Annotated in this window: 19 protein-coding genes; 8 read left to right on the top strand and 11 right to left on the bottom strand. The window is 63.9% G+C overall.

Annotated elements, in window-relative coordinates:
• Positions 1-74: 74 nt before the first annotated feature.
• Genes AC1DPX_RS22895 through AC1DPX_RS22910 form a run of 4 tightly spaced genes read left to right on the top strand, consistent with a single transcriptional unit; the run spans position 75 to position 3,743 of the window.
• Complete coding sequence (locus tag AC1DPX_RS22895) at positions 75-1,013, top strand: MurR/RpiR family transcriptional regulator (protein WP_202355889.1); 939 nt, start codon at positions 75-77, stop codon at positions 1,011-1,013.
• Complete coding sequence (locus AC1DPX_RS22900; protein WP_202355890.1) at positions 1,010-1,657, top strand: cysteine hydrolase family protein; 648 nt, start codon at positions 1,010-1,012, stop codon at positions 1,655-1,657. Before AC1DPX_RS22895 ends, AC1DPX_RS22900 begins: the two co-directional genes overlap by 4 nt.
• Positions 1,654-2,976, top strand: coding sequence for a type I glutamate--ammonia ligase (locus AC1DPX_RS22905; protein WP_477239724.1), 1,323 nt, complete (start codon positions 1,654-1,656; stop codon positions 2,974-2,976). Before AC1DPX_RS22900 ends, AC1DPX_RS22905 begins: the two co-directional genes overlap by 4 nt.
• Complete coding sequence (locus AC1DPX_RS22910) at positions 2,976-3,743, top strand: N-formylglutamate amidohydrolase (RefSeq protein WP_477239725.1); 768 nt, start codon at positions 2,976-2,978, stop codon at positions 3,741-3,743. The genes AC1DPX_RS22905 and AC1DPX_RS22910 overlap by 1 nt, the downstream gene beginning before the upstream one ends.
• Before the next feature lie 123 nt (positions 3,744-3,866).
• Here the strand turns inward: AC1DPX_RS22910 and AC1DPX_RS22915 are convergent, their stop codons facing one another.
• Positions 3,867-5,306: an FAD-binding oxidoreductase gene (locus AC1DPX_RS22915; RefSeq protein WP_202355893.1), complete on the bottom strand. Its 1,440-nt coding sequence runs from the start codon at positions 5,304-5,306 to the stop codon at positions 3,867-3,869.
• Between the two features lie 283 nt (positions 5,307-5,589).
• Between AC1DPX_RS22915 and AC1DPX_RS22920 the strand changes: the two genes are divergently transcribed.
• Positions 5,590-6,066 carry a carboxymuconolactone decarboxylase family protein gene (locus AC1DPX_RS22920; protein ID WP_477239726.1) on the top strand — a complete coding sequence of 159 codons (477 nt, stop codon included), beginning with the start codon at positions 5,590-5,592 and terminating at the stop codon, positions 6,064-6,066.
• Complete coding sequence (locus tag AC1DPX_RS22925; RefSeq protein ID WP_477239727.1) at positions 6,066-6,923, top strand: sigma-70 family RNA polymerase sigma factor; 858 nt, start codon at positions 6,066-6,068, stop codon at positions 6,921-6,923. The genes AC1DPX_RS22920 and AC1DPX_RS22925 overlap by 1 nt, the downstream gene beginning before the upstream one ends.
• A 12-nt stretch (positions 6,924-6,935) precedes the next feature.
• Here AC1DPX_RS22925 and uxuA read toward each other — a convergent pair whose 3' ends face one another.
• Positions 6,936-8,120 carry a mannonate dehydratase gene (gene uxuA, locus AC1DPX_RS22930; RefSeq protein WP_477239728.1) on the bottom strand — a complete coding sequence of 395 codons (1,185 nt, stop codon included), beginning with the start codon at positions 8,118-8,120 and terminating at the stop codon, positions 6,936-6,938.
• 101 nt (positions 8,121-8,221) lie between these two features.
• Between uxuA and AC1DPX_RS22935 the strand changes: the two genes are divergently transcribed.
• Positions 8,222-9,007 (top strand): SDR family NAD(P)-dependent oxidoreductase, encoded by a 786-nt coding sequence (locus AC1DPX_RS22935; protein WP_477239729.1) that lies wholly within the window; start codon positions 8,222-8,224, stop codon positions 9,005-9,007.
• 22 nt (positions 9,008-9,029) lie between these two features.
• Here the strand turns inward: AC1DPX_RS22935 and AC1DPX_RS22940 are convergent, their stop codons facing one another.
• A complete protein-coding gene (locus AC1DPX_RS22940; protein WP_477239730.1) occupies positions 9,030-9,644 on the bottom strand; it encodes an alpha-ketoglutarate-dependent dioxygenase AlkB in 615 nt (204 codons plus the stop codon).
• Positions 9,645-9,781: 137 nt separating this feature from the next.
• Here AC1DPX_RS22940 and AC1DPX_RS22945 point away from each other — a divergent pair, with 137 nt between their 5' ends.
• Positions 9,782-9,982, top strand: coding sequence for a KTSC domain-containing protein (locus AC1DPX_RS22945; RefSeq protein ID WP_202355899.1), 201 nt, complete (start codon positions 9,782-9,784; stop codon positions 9,980-9,982).
• A 19-nt stretch (positions 9,983-10,001) separates the two neighbouring features.
• Here AC1DPX_RS22945 and AC1DPX_RS22950 read toward each other — a convergent pair whose 3' ends face one another.
• The 8 genes from AC1DPX_RS22950 to cyoB all read right to left on the bottom strand — a co-directional run bounded on the left by AC1DPX_RS22950 (position 10,002) and on the right by cyoB (position 17,904).
• A complete protein-coding gene (locus tag AC1DPX_RS22950; protein WP_477239831.1) occupies positions 10,002-11,264 on the bottom strand; it encodes a DUF763 domain-containing protein in 1,263 nt (420 codons plus the stop codon).
• Positions 11,265-11,372: 108 nt separating this feature from the next.
• The gene (locus tag AC1DPX_RS22955) at positions 11,373-11,909 is read right to left on the bottom strand and encodes a cysteine hydrolase family protein (RefSeq protein ID WP_477239832.1); all 537 of its coding nucleotides are present in this window, start codon (positions 11,907-11,909) and stop codon (positions 11,373-11,375) included.
• Positions 11,910-12,210: 301 nt separating this feature from the next.
• On the bottom strand, positions 12,211-12,747 hold the full coding sequence (locus tag AC1DPX_RS22960) for a response regulator transcription factor (protein WP_477239731.1): 537 nt from the start codon (positions 12,745-12,747) through the stop codon (positions 12,211-12,213).
• Entirely contained in the window at positions 12,737-14,086 is a 1,350-nt protein-coding gene (locus tag AC1DPX_RS22965; protein WP_477239732.1) for an ATP-binding protein, read from the bottom strand. Before AC1DPX_RS22965 ends, AC1DPX_RS22960 begins: the two co-directional genes overlap by 11 nt.
• Complete coding sequence (locus AC1DPX_RS22970; RefSeq protein ID WP_477239733.1) at positions 14,083-14,901, bottom strand: SURF1 family protein; 819 nt, start codon at positions 14,899-14,901, stop codon at positions 14,083-14,085. Before AC1DPX_RS22970 ends, AC1DPX_RS22965 begins: the two co-directional genes overlap by 4 nt.
• Positions 14,898-15,275 (bottom strand): cytochrome o ubiquinol oxidase subunit IV, encoded by a 378-nt coding sequence (locus tag AC1DPX_RS22975; RefSeq protein WP_202355904.1) that lies wholly within the window; start codon positions 15,273-15,275, stop codon positions 14,898-14,900. The genes AC1DPX_RS22970 and AC1DPX_RS22975 overlap by 4 nt, the downstream gene beginning before the upstream one ends.
• A complete protein-coding gene (gene cyoC, locus AC1DPX_RS22980) occupies positions 15,272-15,898 on the bottom strand; it encodes a cytochrome o ubiquinol oxidase subunit III (protein WP_477239734.1) in 627 nt (208 codons plus the stop codon). The genes AC1DPX_RS22975 and cyoC overlap by 4 nt, the downstream gene beginning before the upstream one ends.
• A gap of 2 nt (positions 15,899-15,900) precedes the next feature.
• Entirely contained in the window at positions 15,901-17,904 is a 2,004-nt protein-coding gene (gene cyoB / locus AC1DPX_RS22985) for a cytochrome o ubiquinol oxidase subunit I (protein WP_477239735.1), read from the bottom strand.
• Positions 17,905-17,907 lie beyond the last annotated feature (3 nt).

Here is a 17,907-nt window from a genome sequence, read left to right on the forward strand (position 1 = left end):
TGACCTTATTTAAAATCACTGTAATAGACTCTACACAAGAGGCGGAGAGCCCAACACCTGTTTCGGGGAGGCCAATGGCGATACGCGATGTTCTGATGCGCGGGGATCTGGCGCTGACGCCGTCGGAAGAGAAGATCGTCCGGTTGCTCCTGACGGACTATCCGACCTCCGGCCTCGGCACGGCCTCTTCGCTTGCCCGGCGCGCCGGCGTCAGCGATCCGACCGTGGTCCGGCTGGTCGTCAAGCTTGGCTATGAAGGCTTTCCGGATTTCCAGGCAAAGCTGCTGGCCGAGGTCGAGGCCAGGTTGCACTCGCCGCTGTTGATGATGGAGGCGAAGCGCCAAAGCGGCTCCAGCGACAGCGCCGTGCTTGCCTATCTCGATTCCGTCACCGCCGCGCTGCAGAAAGCCGCTACCGCGACGCCGGCGCGGACCTACGAGCGGGCCGCCCGCCTGCTGATGGAGGCCAAGGGCGAGATCGTGCTGGTCGGCGGCCGGTTCAGCCGCCACATCGCCGGCATGCTGGCCGGGTATCTCGTGCAGTTCCGCACCGGGGTCCGCGACCTCGGCGTGCTCTCCCCCCAGGTATTCGACACCCTGGCCGACCTTAGCCGCCGCGACGTTCTCGTCGTCTTCGACTATCGCCGCTACCAACTCGACGTGATGGCCTATGCAAGCCAGGCGGCGGCGCTCGACGTGCGCATCCTGCTTTTCACCGACCAATGGCTGTCGCCAGTATCGGATCTCGCCGAAGTCACCATCGTCAGCCCGCTGGAAGTCGCGTCGCCGTACGACACGCTGGCGCCGGCGATCGCGCAGATGGAAGCGCTGACCGCCCACATCGTCTCGACGCTGGGCGACGATGCCCGGGCGCGCATCGAGAGGATCGAGAAGGTGCGGCACGCCAATGCGGTGACGCTCGACAGCGATCCGCAAGCGAACGGCGCGCCCCAGGCAGCTGGACCACGCAAGACACCCGGACCCAAATTAGCAAAGCAGGACGACCAAGCATGACCCAAGCCTTGCCGAAGCGAGACGAAGCCTTCCGTGCCGGCGAGACGGCGCTGCTGCTGGTCGACATGCAGCGCATCTGGCTGGAGCCGGGCGCCGACCCCTCGCATCCGGAGCGCGGCCCCGACCATTATTTCTACCGGCAGACATCCTCACAGACGATCCCCAACCAGGAGCGGCTGCTGGCGGCGGCGCGCGCCAATGGCGTCGAAGTGCTGCATACCATCATCCAGAGCCTGACCGAGGACGGCCGTGACCGCTCGCTCGACCACAAGCTGACGCCGATCCATATCGCGCCGAGCCTTCCCGAAGGTTTGCCGGTGGCATCGCTGGCGCCGGTCGGCGACGAGATCATGCTGCCGAAGACCTCGTCCGGCGTCTTCAACTCGACCAATGTCGACTACCTCCTGAAGAACCTCGGCATCCGCTACCTCGTCGTGGTCGGCGTGCTCACCGACCAGTGCGTCGACATGACCGTGCGCGACGGCGCCGATCGCGGCTATCTCGTCACCTGCGTGTCGGACGCCTGCGCCACCATCACCCAGGAGCGCCACGACATCGCTCTGAAAGCCTTCGGCGGCTATTGCTGGGTCACTGATACCGACACCGTCGTCGACCGTTTCAACGCGCTGGGAAAAACGGCATGACATCGACCGTCGAGCCCCTCGTTGCCGTCGTCACAACAGATCTCTGCGCCATCACGCGGGGCCGCTTCGTTGTCGAAAGCAGACTGCAGAAGACCGCCACGACCGGTGTCGGCTGGCTGCAGGCCAATCTGTCGATGACGCCGTTCAATTCCATCGTCGTGCCCAATCCCTGGGGCTCGTCGGGCGATCTGCGGCTGATCCCCGATCTCAAGGCGCGCTTTCGCACCGAGCGGACTGGATCGGCGACGCCGTTCGATATGGTCGCCGGCGACATTGTCGAGCTCGACGGCAGCCCCTGGCTCGGCTGCACGCGGACCATGCTCAGGGATGCGCTGGCTGAGCTAAAGGCCGCGACCGGCCTCTCCGTCATCGCCGCCTTCGAACATGAGTTCCACATCGCCGATGGCAGTTTCGCGCCGGCGCATTCCATGTCCTTCGCCGCGCTGCGCCGCACCGATCCCTTCGCCCCCAATCTGATGGCGGCGCTGGAGGAAGCTGGTGTCGGCCCCGAAGTGGTCATCGCCGAGTTCGGCGACGAGCAGTTCGAAGTGACGCATGAGCCGGCCTATGCGCTGACGGCGGCCGACCGCGCCGTCGCCATCCGCGAAATCACCCGCGAAGTGGCGCGCAATGCCGGCTGGCGGGCGAGCTTCGCGCCCAAGACCGCGCCCAATGCCGTCGGCAACGGCGTGCACATCCATTTCAGCTTCGTCGACGAGGCCGGCAAGCCGGTGACCTACGATGCGGCGCAACCTGGTGGTCTCTCCACCAGGGCCGGCGCCTTCTGTGCCGGCGTGCTGCGTCATCTGCCAGCGATCACCGCCATGACGGCGTCGAGCGTGTCGTCCTTCTACCGGCTGAAGCCGCACAGCTGGAGTTCGTCCTACACCTGGCTCGCCGACCGCGATCGCGAAGCGTCGCTGCGCATCTGTCCGACAGTAACGATCGGCGGACGCGATCCGGCACGGCAGTACAATGTCGAATACCGGGCCGCCGACGCCACCGGCAATCCTTACCTGTCGCTGGCGGCGATCATCCGCGCGGGACTGGAAGGGTTGAAGGCGGACCTGTCGTCACCGCCGCTGGTCACCGGCGACCCGACGCTGATGAGCGAGGCGGAACGGGCGGAGCTCGGCCTGGTGCGGCTGCCGGAAACCTTGCCGGCGGCGCTGGACGCGCTTCTTTCCGACAAGACCGTGACGGGATGGTTCGCGCCGGTCTTCATCGAGACCTTCGTGGGTCTGAAGCGGCATGAGGTCGAGCGGCTGGCCGGCCTCGATCCGGCCGCCATCTGCGACCTCTACCGGACGCTTTATTGATGACCGTGCTGACTGAAAAAGATTGGCCCGATGCTGTCGAGGTTCTCAACGAGCGCGGCCGCAGCGACATCGTCCTTTTGTGCGAGCATGCCTCCAACCACATGCCGGCGGAATATCGCCAGCTCGGCCTCGACGCCAGCCATCTGCAGCGCCACATCGCCTGGGATATCGGCGCCGCGGCGGTGACACGGCTGTTGTCGGCACGGCTCGATGCACCGGCATTCCTCAGCGGCTATTCGCGGCTGCTGATCGACCTGAACAGGCCGCTGGGCACCCCCGGCAGCATTCCGGTGCTGTCGGAAGACACCGACATTCCCGGCAATGTCGGTGTCGATGCTGCGGAGCGGGACCGGCGCGAGAAGATCATGTTTTCACCGTTCCATGACCGCGTGGCGGCGCATCTCGATCATCGCGTGACCGAGAGGCGGCCGACGCGGATCGTGACGATCCACTCCTTCACGCCGGTGTTCCTCGGTGTCGCCAGGCCATGGCACGCGGGCGTGCTGCATGACCGTGCCGCCGATCTCGCCGAAGCGATCCTTTCGGGCCTGCGCACCGACGCGGCACTCAACGTCGCGGCCAACGTGCCCTATGTGATCAGCCGCGACGCCGATTACGCCGTGCCTGTCCATGGCGACGATCGCGGCATCCCCGCCGTCCTCATTGAGGTCCGGCAGGACCTGCTGGCGAACCAGGCCGGTATCGAGGAGTGGGCCGACCGGCTGGCGGCGGCACTGCTCGCGCGTGAGACGGAGGCAGTTTCGTGAGCACAGGCGCCTGACGCTGTGGCAGCCCATTTGAACTGAGCCGTGAAAGAGCACTGCCCCATGGCCGCGCGAAAGCCCGCGCCCCTGGCGGAGGCGCGGGCTTTTCACTGCCACCCGGGCGGCTCAGGCCGCGCGCTGACTTTGCTTAGGCCGCAAATTCTGGTTCATGCGGAACAGGTTCAGCGGGTCATAGCGCTGCTTGATCTCCAGAAGCCGCTGGTAATTGCCGCCATAGGCCGCTTCGACGCGGTCGACCTCGTCCTCAGGCATGAAGTTCACATAGGCCGTGCCGGCAGCATAGGGCTTGGCCGCCTCATAGAGGCTGCGCGCCCAACCGATGCAGGCCCTGTCCATTGACGGTTCGCGCCAGCGGGCATGGACATTCATGACGAAGTGCGAGCTGCGTTGCGGAAACGCCGTCGCGTCCTGCGCCACACGGCCCGCCGCACCACCGACATGGCCGATGAATATCTCGCATTCGGGGCCAGGCAGCTCACGTATCGCTTCGGTGAGTATCTCAACTGCCCTGTCGGGAAGCTTGGTGAAGTCATGACTCTTCCAGTAGTTGCGGGCGCCGGGGGTAAGCAATGGGTCGAATGCCTGCTGCCAGCCGGTGAACGGGTTGGGGCCGACGACATCGACAATCGGCGAGCCGATAGCGCGAAGCTTCTTCGTCGCCTTTTCACCTGCCTGGAGATCGCCGCAATAGCACATGGCCAGCACCAGGACATCCTTGCCGTGCCACTCGGCCGGCAGGAAGGGCAGCGGCGGCGCTTGCCGCATGACCACCCAGCAGGTCAGTTCGTCGGGCGCCGTTTCGAGCGCGTTGCGATACGCCTCGAGCACCTTCTCGGCATCGGCGAAAGGATGGACGACAAGCCCCGACAGAACCTGCGGACCCACCTGATGGAGCTGAAACTCGAATGCCGTGACAATGCCGAAATTGCCGCCGCCGCCACGCAGCGCCCAGAACAGGTCCGGATTTTCCGTCTGGCTGGCGCGCAGCAACTTACCGTCGGCGGTGACCACATCGGCGGAGACAAGATTGTCGATAGTCAGGCCGAATTTCCGGGTGATCCAGCCAAAGCCGCCGCCCAGGGTCAGGCCTGATATGCCGGTGGTCGAATTGATACCGGTCGGCACCGCCAACCCAAAGGCCTGCGTTTCCCGGTCGACATCGGCGAGCGTGGCGCCGGGGCCGACCCATGCCCGCCTTGCGGCGGGATCGACCCGCACCGACTTCATCGGCGACAGATCGATCATCAGGCCGCCATCGCAGACGGCACTGCCGGCAATGTTATGGCCGCCGCCGCGCACGGAGACGAGAAGCCTGTTTTCCCTGGCGAAATTCACGGCACGGATGACGTCGGAGGCGCCGACGCAACACACGATCAGCCCCGGCTGCCGGTCGACCGTGGCATTCCAGATGGCACGGACTTCGTTGTAGGCAGCATCCCCCTGCTGAAGCAGAGTGCCGCGTAATTGTGCCGAAAGCGCTTCTATGGTTGTGGCGTCGACTGTCGCCTTGCCGCCTTCAAGCGTGGTGAGGCTCATGGTATTCATGGTTTCCTCCCAATTTGTTGCTTATGAGCCGTTCTCCTTCAAACGCCTTCAATTCTGCTCTTATATTAGATATCGCGCAAGTAACGACGCTTTGAAGCGGATGGGTGGCCGCCGCTTGGCGTGCATCGACAGTGGCGAACGGTCGAAGGTGACTGGTCGACGCCGCAAAGCGTGCTGGAGCCGCTGAGGGAACGGCGCATGGCGGACAAAAATCCTGGCGTGCATGTCACACTGGCAGATGTTGTCTCGTCATGTGGTCGGCACCAACAGAAGGAAGCCCATCATGACCGCAAAAATCGACCTCTTCGCCGCCGCCCCTTCCCTGATGAAGAACTGGCAGCGTTCCTCGATCGAGCTCTCCGCCGCCGCCAGCCTCGAGCACAGCCTGACCGAACTGGTGAAACTGCGCGCCTCGCAGATCAATGGCTGCGCCAACTGCATCAATCTCCACGCCACCGAGGCGCGCGAGAATGGTGAAACCGAGCAGCGCATCTATCTGCTACCGGCCTGGCGCGAAGCCCCTTGCTACAGCGACCGTGAACGCGCCGCACTGGCCTGGACGGAGGCCTTGACCCGGCTCTCGGAAGGTAGCAGCCATGCAAGCGCCTATGAAGAGCTGAAGGCACACTTCACGGAGGAAGAGCAGATCAAGCTCACTTTGACGATCAACATCATCAACGCCTGGAACCGCATTGCCGTCGGTTTCGGCCTGTATGCCGACCCAGCTGCCGTGAAGGCCGYCCGGGTGGCCGCAGCCTGATGACGAGTACGGCGACCGACGACGACGCAGCAGGCTTCGCCCCGCTGCGTCCCAAGCTCATGCGCGTCGCCTACCGCATGCTGGGCTCAGTGTCGGACGCCGAGGATGCCGTGCAGGAGGCCTTCATCCGCTGGATGAAGGCCGACCGCGCCTCGGTGCGCGAACCCGAAGCATTCCTGCGCCGCACGGTGACGCGTCTGTGCCTCGACCAGCTCAAATCCGCACGGCACAAACGCGAGACCTATGTCGGCCCCTGGCTTCCCGATCCCGTGGTGGAAGAGGACGAGGTGGAAGACGTCACCTTGCCCCTGATGCTGGTGCTGGAGCGCCTGTCTCCGCTCGAGCGGGCGGCCTTTCTGCTGCACGATGTGTTCGGACTGGGATTTGACGAGGTCGCGGCCGCCATCGAGCGCGACCCGGCGGCCCGCCGCCAGCTCGCTGCCCGGGCGCGCGGCCATGTCCGCGAGGCGCGGCCCCGCTTCACGGTGGAACGGCAACGCGGTCTGGAGCTTGCCGAGGCTTTCTTCACGGCCTCGCGCAGCGGCAATATGAAGGCGCTTGGCGCGATGTTGAGCGCCGACGTCGTCGCCCATGCCGACGGTGGCGGCAAGCGTCCGGCGGCCACGCAGCCGGCCCTCGGCTTCGATGCCGTCATGACGCAATACGAACGTGTGGCGGCCTGGTTGCGCACGCATGGCTCGAAGCTTGTCCGCTTCGGCTTCATCAACGGCTTGCCGGGGTTTGTCACCCTGGAAGCCGATGGCGAACTCCAGACCACCGCGCTCGACATCGAGGACGGCAAGATCGTGGCCATCTATGTCGTGCGCAATCCCGACAAGCTCAAGCATCTCCACTGAGGGACAGGCTCGTCAAGCCAACCCAAACTGCTCCACGGCGCGCATGATGCCACGCAGTTCGGCGAGGCCTTTCAGGCGGCCGATCAACGAGTAGCCGGGGTTGATCTTCTTCTTGCCGATGTCGTCGGCGAGCAGGTGGCCATGGTCCGGCCGCATCGGGATGCGCCAGTCGGCGCGGCCCTCCTTGCGGCGGCGCGTCTCCTCCTGCATCAGAGCGAGGATGACATGCGCCATGTCGGTGCCGCCCTCGAGATGCTCAGCTTCGTAGAACGAGCCGTCCTCCTCGATGGTGATGTTGCGCAGATGGACGAAATGGATGCGGTCGGCGAATTCCTTGACCATGGCGACGATGTCGTTGTCGGCGCGCGTGCCGTAGGAGCCGGTGCAGAAGGTCAGCCCATTGGCCGGGCTGTCGACGGCGTCGAGGATGAAGCGGGCATCCTGCGCGGTCGACACGACGCGCGGCAGGCCATAGAGCGAAAAGGGCGGGTCATCCGGATGGATGCACATGCGCACCCCTTCCTCTTCGGCAACTGGAATGATCTCGCGCAGGAACCAGGCGAGGTTGTCGCGCAACTCCTTCGGCCCGATCCCGTCATAGTCCGCCAAAGCCTCGCGGAAACTGTCGCGGTCATACTTGCGCTCTGTCGCCGGCAGGCCGGCGATGAGGTTGCGCTCGATCTGGTCGACCTGCTCTGGCGTCAACGCCTTCAGTCGCTTCTCGGCCTCGGCGATCCGCGCCGGCGTATAGCTGGCCGCGCCATCCTTGCGCTGCAGCACGAAAAGGTCATAGGCGGCAAAATCGATGGCGTCGAAACGCAAGGCATAGCCGGTTGTCGGCAGGCGATACATGAGGTCGGTGCGGGTCCAGTCCACCACCGGCATGAAATTGTAGCAGATCGTCTTGATGCCAGCCTTGGCGAGCGTGCGGATGCTGTCGCGATAGTAGCCGGCGTAGCGCTCGCGTTCGGGCGCGCCGATCTTGAAGGAATTGTGGACCGGGATGCTTTCGACCACCGACCATGTCAGGCCGGCGGCCTCGATGACGCGCTTGCGCTCGAGCACATCGGCCTCGGGCCAGGCCCTGCCATCGTAGATGTGGTGAAGCGCCGAGACCACGCCGGTGGCGCCGGCCTGCTTGACATGATCGAGCGTCACCGGATCATCGGGACCATACCAGCGCCAGCACTGTTCCATTACCGCTTTCCTTTTTGCGAGAGACCGGCAACCTATTGTTTGACACCAATGAGTGTCAAACTCAGAACCACGTTTTTATGGCGCATGAAGGAGCTTCCGCGATGAAGGATTTCGACGGCAAGGTGGCATTGGTGACGGGGACGACCGGCATCGCGCTCGCCACCGCAAGGCGGCTGGCGCAGGGTGGTGCGGCGATCATCGCCTGCGGCATCGATTGGGCCGCCAATGCTGCCATGCAGGAAAGCCTTGCCAAGGCCGGAGCGGATGCATTGGTGCAAACGGTAGACGTGTCCGTTTCCGATCAGGTTCGCGACGCGGTCGCGGCCGGCGTCGCGAAATTCGGCGGCATCGACGTCATCGTCAATTCCGCCGCGGTGCATCCCTACGGAACCGCGACGACGACCGACTGGGAAACCTGGAACCGGGCGATGACGGTCAATGTCGGATCGATCTACCTGACCGCGCATTTCGGCATCCCGGAAATGATCAAGCGCGGCGGCGGCGCCATCGTCAACGTCGCTTCGGTGCAAGGCTTCGCCTGCCAGCAGAACGTCGCCGCCTATGCCACGACCAAGGGTGCGATCCATACGCTGACACGCTCGCTGGCGCTCGACTATGCGGCATCAGGCATCCGAGTGAATTCGGTCAGCCCGGGCTCGATCCGCACGCCGATCCTGGAGAAGGCCGCGCGCGGCGACGGTGGCAGCGATGCCGATGTCGAGGAGGCCTACAGACGCTTTGGCGCGGCCCATCCGCTCGGTCGCATCGGCGAGCCGGAGGAAGTGGCCGAACTCATCGCTTTCCTGTGCTCGTCCAAGGCCGGCTTCTGCACCGGCGCCGACTACAAGATCGACGGCGGCCTGACCGCCGGCATCGGCGTGAAGTAGAGCCTAGGCGATCGGCTCGACCTCAGGGATTTCGAGAGCGCAGCGTCCGCAAGGTGATCGAGTAGCGATGCTCGGCGAGCGGCGGGATGCTGTGCTCCCACTCCGTGCGCGAAGGCCCGGTCATGAGATAGGCTGACCTGGGCTCGACGACGACGGTCCGGCGCTCCCATTTGTCGCCGCTGTTTCGCCGCAGGCGGAAGCTGCAGGGCGCAAGCAGCGAAACGCCGGCGACGTCTTCGAAATGAGGCTTGTCGCGATGCCAGCCGATACCGGCGCCCGGCTGGTATTCATTGATCAGCACCTGCGCGAAAGCCTCGACAGGCCGGCGCGCAAAGGCCGCGACCTTCTCGCGCACGGACAGCAGGAAGTCGGGGATCGGCGCCGCCTCCACCACTTGGCGGCGGTCATAATCATAGCGCAGACCGAACCCGACGACGCGCCGGTTCGCCAGATGGCCATGGAAGTCGAACGCCTGGAACGGCAGTCCCTCAAGCTGCCGGGCGAGCTCGGTCTCTTCCTGCGGGGTGATCAATCCGGGCTGATAGGCAAAACCTTCGGGCAAATCCTCGGGATCACCAAACAGATCATGCTGGAATGCCAAGGTGCTGCCGGTTGTTTTCGGTTTGAGGTGCGACATTCCGCCTAGATGGTGAAGGCTGAACGGTAAGGCAATATCGAGCCGCGCTTGCTTGCGCGGCAGATCGTGCGGTCGCTAAGGCAGGGAACCGGACCATTTCTGGCGGATTTATCTGGCTGAGCAGTCAGGTTGCCAACATGCCATCGACCGCGATCCGAAACACCCAATACGATCCCGCGACCAGAACCCTTTCCGTCTGGTTCGTGCCGAGCGGCCATCACTATGACTATGCGGACGTTTCCCCGGCAACCTATGCCGCTTTCAGGAAGGCTGCCTCGAAAGGCCGCTTCTTCAATGCATTCATCCGCGATCACTACAGCTACCGCCGCGTGGCATGACGCGGAGGTCGGCGGCCTTTCATGCTTTCTTGCCCGACTCCGCCGGCGCCTGGTCCGACGCCGGTTCCCAGCCAAAGACACTGCGGCCGCCAAGCAGGTGCGACTGGTCGAATTCTCCGGCGACGATTTCCTTCAGGCTGGGTCCGGTGACGTATCGCTCGACCTGCCGCGACTGATCGTCGAGCCGCTTCAACGCGCCGATTTCCCCTTCGCGGCCGAGCCTGGCTTTCTGCACCGCGGACTTCAGCACGCCGATCGTCTCGTCATAGACCTTGAGCGGAACGGGGAAAGGGTGCCTGTCCTTGCCACCATGGGCGAGTGAGAACCGGCCCGGATCGGAAAAACGGCACGGCGCGCCGTGCACCACTTCGGCAACGAGGGCCAATGCGCGCACCGTGCGCGCGCCAACGCCGGGAACGAGCAGAAGCTCGGAGAAATCCGCCGGACCGCGTTCGGCGGCCGCCGCCATGTTGCCATGCAGGCGGCGCATGACGACATCGCTTTCGCGGACATCATGGTGGGCCGGCATCACCAGATGCGGCAGCAGCGGTTGCTCCGGAGCCGTTGCCTTGCCGGCATCCAGGGCAGCGAATTCGCGCAGGATGCGGTCCGGGCCAAGGTCCTGAAGCAGGTCCAGCTGTCCCTGGCGCGAGGCCTCGGCGCGGCGGTCGGTCAGGTTGACGATCTCGCCCTGATTGGCGCCCTCGATGGCGGCGTGCGGCTGATCGACGAAACTCTTCAGACCTTCGGACAGCCAATGGTAGCGGCGCGCCACCTTGCTGTCGCCGTTCATGCCTTGCTGCACCACCACCCAGTCGCCGTCATCGGCGACGATGAAGCCGTGCAGATAGAGGTCGAAGCCATCCTGAACGGCGGCGCTGTCCACCTTGGCGACAAGCCGGCTGACGGTTGCCAGGCGCTCCCCGTCGAAGCCGATGCGCTCGCCGATAGCGGCAAGCTCATGCGGGGTCTTGCGCGAATGCGCGCCGCGGCCGCCGCAGACGTGAATGCCGAGTTCGCCCGACAGCGGCGCCAGACCGCGTTTCAAGGCGCCGACGACGCTGGTCGTGATGCCGGACGAGTGCCAGTCCATGCCCATGACGGCGCCAAACGACTGGAACCAAAACGGATGCGCCAGCCGCCGCAGCAATTCGTTGCGGCCATAATGATGGATGATCGCCTCGCACATGACCGCGCCAAGGCGCGTCATGCGGTCGCCCAGCCATTTCGGCACGCGCCCGCCGTGAAGTGGAAGATCAGCACTGCCCGATCGTTGCGCCAATTCGGTTGCCTGTTCCGGTGTCTGGTGTCTGTCTTGTCTCGACAGATAGGTATCCCAGCTCGCGCGAAGAAGCACCTGATGCCTTTGCCTCCTCGGCGCCTGGTGACATCAAGTCCAGTTCGAAAGAACCGTCTCCATCTCGACCGTTTCGACCTGCTGCGCGAAACGTTGGTGATAGACGGTGAGCAGCGCGTCATGAGTCGCATCGGAAGAACTGCACAGCGCGTCCGTGACCAGAACGACACGATAGCCAAAATCGATGGCGCCAAGCACCGTTGCCAGGACGCACACGTCGGTTTCACCTCCGGTGACGACCAGCGTATCGATCTCGTGTTCCATCAGGAAGGCTCGAAGACGGCCTTCAAACCAGGGCGAATAAATATGCTTGTCGATGACCGCCGCCGGGGGACAGCAGGCGGCCAATGACGGCAGCAGCTCGACCATTTCCGGGCCGATATTGTCGATCGCCATCGAGGCCCAGCGCTCATAGTAGCGCTTCCATGTGCCAACACCCCGCCCCGGTTTCTGCGCGGGCACGAAACGCGTGAAGACCGTCTGTTTTGCCCGCGCTTCGACCAGCCTCTCAATCCGAGGGAGGACACGCGTGATCCAGGGTGTCGCCCACGGTGACGGTTCGGCAAACAGCCGCTACATATCCACGCAGACATGCATGCACCCGTGACCCAACGGCCCATATGCCAAGCCAGGCACCGACATGACACGGGAACGTCACAAGCCGGGACTCGTTCCTGATTGGGCCGCGGTGACTGACGCAACCGGCCGACGCTCCGCTGCGGTGAAGGGAGTACCATCGGAGAGGTCGTGGGTTGCATTTTTCAGGGCTGCCGCCGAGGGTTGGCTGCGGAACAGACCTGCCGCGTCATGATGCCAAGGAGCGATGGTGGAACCCCCCGCCGACATTGCGGCTTCGCGCGCCGAACCCTGGCTATCTCACCACGCGTTTTTCGAGCTTGCGGGCCAGAGTGCGCCGATGCAGGCCAAGCCGGCGCGCGGTTTCGGAGATGTTGAAACCGGTCTCGACAAGCGTCTCGTGGATACGCTCCCATTCGAGATTCTTGATCGAGGTGGGCCGGTTGCTGACCGAAACCGAAACATCGCCCTCGGTCCGGCCGAAGGCGATTTCGATGTCATCGGTGTTGGCGGGCTTGGCCAAATAGTGACAGGCGCCAAGCTTGATCGCTTCGACCGCCGTGGCGATGCTTGCGAAGCCGGTCAGCACGACGATCCTCATCGAAGCATCGCGCGCGCTGAGCAGCTTCACGCATTCCAGCCCCGAGCCGCCGGCGCCAAGCTTGAGATCAACGACCGCGTAGGCCGGAACAGTCGTTTCGAGGGCGCGGAGCAATTCTTCCCTGCCGTGGCAGACCACGACGTCGTAGTCGCGCTTTTCAAAGGAGCGCTTCAGCGTCTTGGCGAAGGTGGCGTCGTCCTCGACGATAAACAGGGATCGATCAGGCTTCATGATCATCTCCATCGGTCAGCGCCGCGAGCGGCAGCGAGAGCGTAACACAGGCGCCCTGCTCCATGTTGCGCGCCGAAAAGTCGCCTCCCAGCTTTCGAACCACGTTGACGACGAGGAAAAGGCCTAGGCCGCCGCCAGGCCGTCCCTTGCTCGACATATAGGGCTGGCCGAGCGCCGCCAGAATACCTTCGTCAAAACCCGCCCCGCGGTCGCGCACGGAAATCACCAGTTTGTCGTCCTGCCGCTCGGCGGTGACGCCGACCCAAGTCTGCGATGCCTCCAGCGCATTGTCGAAGACGTTGAAGATGACCTGCTTAAGCGCCGTGTCGGAGACGATCTGCTCGTCGGGTTCGAAATCGTTCTCGTACTCGAGATTGAGCGGCTGGCGGCTGACACGCCACTCCTGGACCAGATCGTCGAGGAAATGGCGGATGCTGGTGCGGATAGTGCCCTCGCCCCGCGCTTGGCCCGATGACATCAGGATGCCCGACACGATGCTTTTGCAGCGTTCGATCTGCGCCTGCATTTCGGCCACGTCCCCGGCCAGTTCGCGATTACGGGTGACGCTGCGCATCTGGCGCCAGTCGGACAGGATGACCGAGATGGTCGACAGCGGCGTTCCCAGTTCATGTGCCGCGCCCGACGCCAGCAGGCCCATCCGCACGATGTGGTCCTCCTCTGCCGAGTGCTGGCGCAGATCGGCGAGATAGGCGTCACGCTCGCGCAGATTTCGGTTGATGCGCGTCATGAAAATGACAATCAGGCCGGCCGCCAGCACGAAGCAGATGAACATGCCCCTGATATGCAGGGCCAAAAGGTCGCTGCCGCCGTGATGCGGAATGGCGATCGGCTGGAACTGGAAGGTGAGGAAGACGAAGCAGGCCGACGCGGCGGCGACCAGGATCCAGGTGGACCAGGGTGTCAAGAGCGCGGCGCCAAGGGTGATCTGCAGGAGATAGAGCGACACGAACGGGTTCGAGGCACCGCCGCTCAGGTAAAGCTGGGTGGTCAGCGCCGCCATGTCGAATATGAGCGCGACGAACAGCTGCGCATTGCTGATCGAGCGCTGGCCGCGCGAAGCGAGCAGGCTGAAGATGTTCAGCCCGACCAGGAAAAGCACCACGCCGGCCATCTCCGCCAGCGGCAGCGGGATATCGAACCAGTATTCCGTCACCAGAATGGTGAGCACCTGGCCCGCCACCGCTAGCCAACGCAGCTGGATGAGCAGAAGCAGGTTCTTCCTGTTCGCCGCGTCGGGATCCGAGACCGTGCCGCCGTTGCCCGCAAGGGATACCGCGAAGGATTTGTCGTTGCGAAGCGTTTGCGTCGGGGCGCTCATCGTGCCGGTCCTCGCCGCCCGCGGCGGCCGATCATCGGCGCGGCCAGGGCCGCGGCAAGCATCGCAGCGAGCGTGAACCAGGTCAAAGCATAGACGAGGTGGCTGTTGCGGAACGTCACGACGGTCAGGCCACCGCGCGGCCAGCCGTCAACGCCGGATGCCTCCGCATCGACGAAATAGGGGGCGACGTCCGTCAGGCCGCGCGTGGAGGCGATGGCGGCGACGTCGCGCGAATACCAGCGGTTGCCCGCCGCATCGTTGTTGCGCAGGAAGCCGCCACCCGGCTCGCTCATGCGCAACAGCCCGTCAATGACGGTCGACGAACCGAAGCCGCCGCTCTCCTGTTCGAACTCGGGCTTGCGCTCCTGGGGAATGAAGCCGCGATTGACCAGCGCGATGAAGCCGCGATCGGTTCGCATCGGCGTCAGCATCCAATAGCCGCCGCCAAGCTCCGTCACCGCCTGCACCAGAGTGTTCTTGCCGCTCAGAAATTGCCCAGCCAGTCGCACATGGCGGTATTCATTACTGGCTGCGGTCATGCCGCTCCAGTCCACTTGGCCGGGCGCATCGACAACGGGAGCATGAACGCGCTGCTCGACGCGGGCGATCAGGTCGAGCTTCCAGACCCGCCTTTCCAGCTGCCAGATGCCGAGCCCGACAAACACCAGCACGCCGAGGAGGCCGAGCAATACGAGGAAAAGCCGTGACGCGGGCGACCTGTCGGCGTCCTTTCCTGGCGCGGCGGACAGATCAATGCCGGCCTGCCCGATCCGGGCTTCGACAGTAGCCCTCCCCGCGCCCGGCGCCGGGCTCATGGCATCTCGCGCATGTCGTGCAGTCCCGGCATCATGTTGGCGTTGAGGTGGTACATCACCCAGAGCGAGCCGGTCAGCACGATGACGACCAGGATCAGTGTGAAGATCAGCGCCAGCATCGACCATCCGCCTTCCGAGGCAGTGTTCATATGCAGGAAGAAGACCATGTGGACGACGATCTGCACCACCGCGAAGGCCATGATGACGATGGCCGTGACCTGCTTGTTGTCGATGGCGCCGCTCATCACCAGCCAGAACGGGATGGCGGTCAGGATCACCGACAGGACGAAGCCGGTCAGATAGCCCTTTAACGATCCGTGCGCCGCGCCGCCATGGGCGTGGCCGTGACCTTCGGCGTGATCATGAGTGCTCATCGCAACATCCCCATCAGATAGACGAAGGTGAAAACGCCGATCCAGACGACGTCGAGGAAATGCCAGAACATCGAGAGGCACATCAGCCGGCGGCGATTGGCCTCGGTGAGGCCGAACCGCGCGACCTGCGTCATCAGCGTCACCAGCCAGACGATGCCGAAAGTGACATGCAGGCCGTGCGTGCCGACCAGGGTGAAGAAGGACGACAGAAAGGCGCTGCGCTGCGGCGTGGCGCCTTCATGGATCATGTGCGTGAATTCGTAGAGTTCGATCGACAGGAAGGCCAGGCCGAACAGCCCGGTTACGGCAAGCCAGGCTTGCGTCGCCGCGACGCGGCCCTTGTCCATGGTCAGCATGGCAAAGCCATAGGTGATCGAGGAGAGGAGCAGCATGGTGGTGTTGATCGCCACCAGGTCGAGATCGAACAGGTCCTTCGGCGCGGGTCCAGCCGCGTAATTGCCGCCGAGCACGCCATAGGCCGCGAACAGCATGGCGAAGATCAGGCAGTCGCTCATCAGATAGAGCCAGAAGCCGAGCATGGTGCTGCTGCCTTCAGCGTGCACGTGCTCTTCCTCCAGGTGGAAGACCGGCTCAGGGCCGGCCGTGATTGCTGTCGTAGCCATGCTCATACCCTAGCCTGGGCGGCGAGGAGCGTCGTCCTAGCCTCCTCCGTCTGCGTGACCTCGGCAGCCGGAATGTGGAAGTCTCTGATATAGTTGAAGGTGTGACCGATCGCGGTGGCGATGAGGCAGACGAAGCTCAGCGCGGCCAGCCACCAGATGTACCAGATCAGGCCGAAACCGAGCGCCACGCTGAAGGCCGCCAGGATGACGCCGGTTCCGGTGTTTTCAGGCATATGGATCGGCTTGAAGCCGGAAAGCGGCCTGACGTAGCCGGCCTTCTTCATGTCCCACCAGGCATCGTTGTCGCGCACGACCGGCGTGAAGGCGAAGTTATAGGCGGGCGGCGGCGAAGAGGTCGACCATTCGAGCGTGCGGCCGTCCCAGGGATCGCCGGTCGGATCGGTCAAGGCCTCGCGCTTGCGGATGGAGACGAAGATCTGGATCAGGAAGGCGCCGATGCCGGCAGCGATCAGCACCGCGCCGAAGGCGGCGATGACGAACCATATCTGCAGCGAAGGGTCGTCGAAGACGCGCATGCGGCGCGTCACGCCCATCAGGCCGAGTATGTAGAGCGGCATGAAGGCGAACCAGAAGCCGACCACCCAGCACCAGAACGACACCTTGCCCCAGAACGGATCGAGCTTGAAGCCGAAGGCCTTGGGCCACCAATAGGCAATGCCGGCGAACAGGCCGAACAGCACGCCGCCGATGATGACGTTGTGGAAATGCGCGATCAGGAACAGGCTGTTGTGCAGCACGAAGTCCGCCGGCGGCACGGCGAGCAGCACGCCGGTCATGCCGCCGACGGTGAAGGTCAGCATGAAGGCCATTGTCCACATCATCGGCAGTTCGAAACGGATGCGGCCGCGATACATGGTGAACAGCCAGTTGAATATCTTCGCTCCCGTCGGGATCGAGATGATCATCGTGGTGATGCCGAAGAAGGAATTGACGCTGGCGCCGGAGCCCATGGTGAAGAAGTGGTGCAGCCAGACGAGGTAGGACAGGATGGTGATGACCACCGTGGCGTAGACCATCGAGGTGTAGCCGAACAGGCGCTTGCCGGAGAAGGTCGAGGTGACCTCGGAGAAGACGCCGAACAGCGGCAGGATCAGGATGTAGACTTCCGGGTGACCCCAAATCCAGATGAGGTTCACATACATCATCGGGTTGCCGCCGAAGTCGTTGGTGAAGAAGTTGGTGCCGACATAGCGGTCGAGCGCCAGGAGCGAGAGCACCGCCGTCAGCACCGGGAAGGAAGCGACGATCAGCACGTTGGTGCAGAGCGACGTCCAGGTGAAGACCGGCATGCGCATCATCGTCATGCCGGGCGCGCGCATCTTGATGATGGTGCAGATCAGGTTGATGCCCGACAGCGTCGTGCCGACGCCCGCCACCTGCAGCGCCCATATGTAATAATCGACGCCGACATCGGGACTGTAGCCGATGCCGGAGAGCGGCGGATAGGCGAGCCAGCCGGTGCGGGCGAATTCGCCGACGAACAGCGAGGCCATGACCAGGATGGCGCCGCCGACCGTCATCCAAAAGCTGAAATTGTTGAGGAAGGGGAACGACACATCGCGCGCGCCGATCTGCAGCGGCACGACGAAGTTCATCAGCCCGGTGACGAAGGGCATCGCCACGAAGAAGATCATGATCACACCATGCGCGGTGAAGATCTGGTCGTAGTGATGCGAATTGAGATAGCCCTCCGAGCCGTTGAAGGCGATGGCCTGCTGCAGGCGCATCATGATGGCGTCGGAGAACCCGCGCAGCAGCATGACCAGGCCAAGCACCATGTACATGATGCCGATCTTCTTGTGGTCGACGCTGGTGAACCACTCCCGCCAGAGATAGGTCCACAGCTTGAAATAGGTGATGGCGGCGAGAAGGGCGATGCCGCCGAGAGCCACCGCGACGAAGGTGGCCACGACGATCGGTTCGTGCAGCGGCAGCGAGTCCAAGGTGAGGCGGCCGAAGATGAATTTGGTCAGCGTATCGGGCATCTT

Source organism: Mesorhizobium sp. 01N446, from assembly GCF_056399285.1.

Coding starts and splice junctions, on each gene's coding strand:
- AC1DPX_RS22895 (WP_202355889.1), top strand. CDS start 75: ATGGCGATACGCGATGTTCTGATGCGCGGGGATCTGGCGCTGACGCCG.
- AC1DPX_RS22900 (WP_202355890.1), top strand. CDS start 1,010: ATGACCCAAGCCTTGCCGAAGCGAGACGAAGCCTTCCGTGCCGGCGAG.
- AC1DPX_RS22905 (WP_477239724.1), top strand. CDS start 1,654: ATGACATCGACCGTCGAGCCCCTCGTTGCCGTCGTCACAACAGATCTC.
- AC1DPX_RS22910 (WP_477239725.1), top strand. CDS start 2,976: ATGACCGTGCTGACTGAAAAAGATTGGCCCGATGCTGTCGAGGTTCTC.
- AC1DPX_RS22915 (WP_202355893.1), bottom strand. CDS start 5,306: ATGAATACCATGAGCCTCACCACGCTTGAAGGCGGCAAGGCGACAGTC.
- AC1DPX_RS22925 (WP_477239727.1), top strand. CDS start 6,066: ATGACGAGTACGGCGACCGACGACGACGCAGCAGGCTTCGCCCCGCTG.
- uxuA (WP_477239728.1), bottom strand. CDS start 8,120: ATGGAACAGTGCTGGCGCTGGTATGGTCCCGATGATCCGGTGACGCTC.
- AC1DPX_RS22935 (WP_477239729.1), top strand. CDS start 8,222: ATGAAGGATTTCGACGGCAAGGTGGCATTGGTGACGGGGACGACCGGC.
- AC1DPX_RS22940 (WP_477239730.1), bottom strand. CDS start 9,644: ATGTCGCACCTCAAACCGAAAACAACCGGCAGCACCTTGGCATTCCAG.
- AC1DPX_RS22945 (WP_202355899.1), top strand. CDS start 9,782: ATGCCATCGACCGCGATCCGAAACACCCAATACGATCCCGCGACCAGA.
- AC1DPX_RS22960 (WP_477239731.1), bottom strand. CDS start 12,747: ATGAAGCCTGATCGATCCCTGTTTATCGTCGAGGACGACGCCACCTTC.
- AC1DPX_RS22965 (WP_477239732.1), bottom strand. CDS start 14,086: ATGAGCGCCCCGACGCAAACGCTTCGCAACGACAAATCCTTCGCGGTA.
- AC1DPX_RS22970 (WP_477239733.1), bottom strand. CDS start 14,901: ATGAGCCCGGCGCCGGGCGCGGGGAGGGCTACTGTCGAAGCCCGGATC.
- AC1DPX_RS22975 (WP_202355904.1), bottom strand. CDS start 15,275: ATGAGCACTCATGATCACGCCGAAGGTCACGGCCACGCCCATGGCGGC.
- cyoC (WP_477239734.1), bottom strand. CDS start 15,898: ATGGCTACGACAGCAATCACGGCCGGCCCTGAGCCGGTCTTCCACCTG.
- cyoB (WP_477239735.1), bottom strand. CDS start 17,904: ATGCCCGATACGCTGACCAAATTCATCTTCGGCCGCCTCACCTTGGAC.